The organism is Streptomyces sp. NPDC057654, from assembly GCF_042800135.1.
Classification (GTDB): Bacteria; Actinomycetota; Actinomycetes; order Streptomycetales; family Streptomycetaceae; genus Streptomyces.
In genome coordinates this window covers 1-3,256 of record NZ_JBHVHQ010000930.1, presented here as the reverse complement: position 1 = coordinate 3,256, position 3,256 = coordinate 1, and the positions used below count along the sequence as shown (strand labels likewise).

Annotated in this window: 2 protein-coding genes and 2 pseudogenes; all 4 read left to right on the top strand. The window is 67.1% G+C overall.

What is annotated here, in order from left to right:
• Positions 1-348, top strand: a pseudogene (locus tag ACFU99_RS38455) (MFS transporter); the annotation flags it as partial.
• Between the two features lie 336 nt (positions 349-684).
• Positions 685-1,863 (top strand): SIS domain-containing protein, encoded by a 1,179-nt coding sequence (locus ACFU99_RS38450; protein WP_384401795.1) that lies wholly within the window; start codon positions 685-687, stop codon positions 1,861-1,863.
• Complete coding sequence (locus ACFU99_RS38445) at positions 1,860-2,705, top strand: SDR family NAD(P)-dependent oxidoreductase (RefSeq protein ID WP_384401792.1); 846 nt, start codon at positions 1,860-1,862, stop codon at positions 2,703-2,705. Before ACFU99_RS38450 ends, ACFU99_RS38445 begins: the two co-directional genes overlap by 4 nt.
• A 151-nt stretch (positions 2,706-2,856) precedes the next feature.
• A pseudogene (locus ACFU99_RS38440) lies at positions 2,857-3,256 on the top strand (potassium transporter TrkA); the annotation flags it as partial.

Here is a 3,256-nt window from a genome sequence, read left to right as displayed (position 1 = left end):
GGGTACGCGCGGCGCGTCACCGGCGTCTCCCTGTTGGTCATCACCGTCTCGTACGCCTCCCTCCAGCTCGGCGGGCACAACGTCCTGGCCCTCGCGCTCGGCGTCGCCTTCATGGACCTCGGCTGCCAGGGCGCTCACCTCAGCAACCAGAGCGTGATCTACCGGCTCCGGCCCGGCGCGCACAGCCGGGTCAACACCGCCTATATGACGAGCTATTTCATCGGCGGCGCCATCGGCAGCGGCCTTTCCTCGACCTACGTCTATCCGCATTTCGGCTGGACCGGCGTATGCGTCCTCGGCGGCGCCTTCTCCGGCCTCGGGCTGCTGGTCTGGTGGGCCGATCGCTGACCTCGCCACCGTCAGCCTCGGCCGGGGGCTGTTCTTGTCGTCCCCAGGCGTATTCGGCGTATATAGCGTCACGAAAGCCGCGCCGGCGCAGTGGCCGAAATAGACTCCCTGTGTCCCCTGGCGTCCCCTGTTGCTCTTGATGCTTCTGCGTCCCCTCGCTACGGTCATCGCTCTACGTGGCCATGCCACGCACCTGCACGCCGGTACGGTTCCTGAACGACGGCGGCGGTTTTACGAGGGGTTCGGTCGCACGACGCCGGACGCACCTCGGTCGGCGATCCGTTCCACAGCGTGATCCGTAAAGGCGGCACGATCTGCTGGAGAGGACGTAAAGCAATGCAGCCACGCTTGCAACGCCTCGAAGAAGTCCTGGGCGAGCCTCTTTTCGAGAGCCTGCTCTGGGGCCACGAGTACGACCTGAGCGGACTGGACGACGGTCTGCGGGACAGGATCGAGTCCGGCCGGTTCAAGCGCATCGTGTTCTACGGCATGGGCTGTTCGTCGGTCGTTTCCGACATCGTCAAAGGCTTCTTCAAAGCCGAGCGCATTCCCATCCAGGTCGACGTCGTCAACGACTACGACCTCGACTGGTTCATCGACCGCGAGGTGCTGAAGGACGAGGCCACCTTGACGGTCATCGTCTGCTACAGCGGCTGGTCCGTCGAGCCGTGCCTGTTCTTCGACGCGATGCGCGAGATGACCGGCAACCGCAATCTGATCGTGCTCTCCGGCGGCGGCCGGATCGCCGGCCTCTGCCAGGAACACGGCACCTCGCTCATCCAGTACAAGCTCCGGCACGCGGACCGCGAGTACCCGCTGTACCACGTGCAGCAGTTCTTCGCGATCTTCCTCGACCTGTTCCACAGGCTGAAGCTCACGAACTCCACGTACCAGGCCGAACTGGAATCCTCCGTGGCCTTCCTCAAGCAGGAGTTCCACGAAGGCACCCTCCAGCGGGCCCGGGACATCGCCGAGCGGCTGAGCGGCAGCCGGATCGCCCTGCTCTCCACCGCCGACTGGTACGTCAGCCTGCTCAAGCAGACGACCATGTTCTTCAACGAGATCGCGATGGTCCCGACCCACCGCAACCTCCTGCACGAGTTCAGCCACACCGAGGTGGCCACGTACTCCGACCCCACCGAGAAGCAGGCGATCGTCGTCTTCCGCGACGCGGAGGCCGACGACTACACCCAGCAGAAGATCCGCACCCTGGAAGGGCTGTTCGGCGACAAGTCCGTACCCCAGAACCGCAACATCGAATTCGTCACCGTCGACCTGGACCAGGCGGACTTCTTCAAGAAGTTCTTCTTCGGCCACTTCTTCTCGGTGTACGTCGCCTACTACCTCGGGAAAATCGCCGATGTCCAGGGGCGCGACCTCATCTCCATCGCAGCCAAGAACCCCTGGTGGAGTCAGCGGTCGATCGAGCTGTTCCCCGAATGCGTCGACATTCCCGCGTCGCTGGAGCCCGACGGGGAGCAATCCGTGAGCGAAGAGCCTGCGAAGGCCGGATGACCGGGAACGAAGACGGGCGCCGACGGCTCACCCTCATCACCGGGGGGAGCCGCGGCATCGGGCGGTTCCTGGTCGAGTCGTTCCTCGACGATACGGACGTGCTCAACGTATCGAGAACGCCCGCCCGGTGCTCGGACCGGAGTCCCGCCCGCGGCTCCCGCCACGAACTGCACAATCTGTGCCTGGACCTCGCGGACGTGGCGGGTATCGAAGAGCGACTCGACGACTGGTTCGGCGAACACCCCCGCTACGAGGTCGCCACGCTCATCCACAACGCGGCCACGCTGCGCCTGGGATGGCTGGACAAGGTGTCCGCCGAGGAGTTGGACCAGTCGTTCCGGGTGAATGTGTACGCGCCGCTCGCCATCACCACCGCGCTCCTCGCGACGGGGCGCTTCGCGGAGCCCGAGACGCGCGTCGCCTATGTCGTCTCGTCCCTGGCCCGCCCGCTGCCCGAACTGTCCTTCGCCGGGCTCGGTCTGTACAGCATGACGAAAGCCGCGCTCAGCAGGATGGCCCTCGTACAGAGCCGCGAGTTCGCGCTGGCGGCGCCGCACGTCAAAATCCTGCGCATTCACCCCGGCATCGTCGATACGGACCTCCAGCGCGAACTGCGCGAGGACCCGGCGATGGACCCGGCTTTCGAGGCGAAGACGGCCGGGTTGCCGCCCTACCGGGAAGGCGAGTGGACCGGCCGCTCGCCGAAGGATCATATGCGGACCATCTCCCCGGAATTCGCCGCCGAGTTCGTGGCGTGGGCGACGAGAGCGCCGGAAGTGGGTTCGAGTGAGTGCGACTTCTACCATGCGGAGGATTTCCACCTCGCGAGAGCGGCGCGCTGACACCCGTAGCCATCCGGCGGGACAGCACCCGGCCGCGTGCACGGACGCATCGCCAGGTACCGGGATCAGTCGCCCGGCCGCCCGGTGGTCGCCATCGACCGGCCGCCGCGCCACGCGCCCGTCAGGGGTGTCCGCAAGGCACCCTTGACGTGTGTCCCCACTTCCTCAGCAGTCCCAACAGCCCCCAGCCGCACCGCAAATGGTCGTCTGCGGCGACGACGGACTGGTGCACCGGCTGGCCGCCGAGCTCTCCGGCGTCTACGGCGAGGGCGTCACCGCGCTGCTGCCGGGAGCCCGTACGGACCGCCGTCAGCCCTCCGTCATGGCGGTCCGGGCGGCGGCGCTGTTCGGGCGGGTGACCGGGGCGGTAGGGGTGGGCGGCAGGGGGCAGGGCGCCTCCGGCGACACCGCCGCGCAGCCCGTACGGATCGTCGAGGCCGCCGAACCCGACGACGAGGCGCTCATCGAGGCCGGGGTGCAGCACGCCGAGGCGCTGGCGCTGGTCTATGACGACGACGAGACCAACATCCACGCCGCGCTGCGGGAGCGGC

Excerpts from the sequence above, each read along its gene's own strand:
- ACFU99_RS38445 (WP_384401792.1), top strand. The coding sequence starts at position 1,860 with ATGACCGGGAACGAAGACGGGCGCCGACGGCTCACCCTCATCACCGGG.
- ACFU99_RS38450 (WP_384401795.1), top strand. The coding sequence starts at position 685 with ATGCAGCCACGCTTGCAACGCCTCGAAGAAGTCCTGGGCGAGCCTCTT.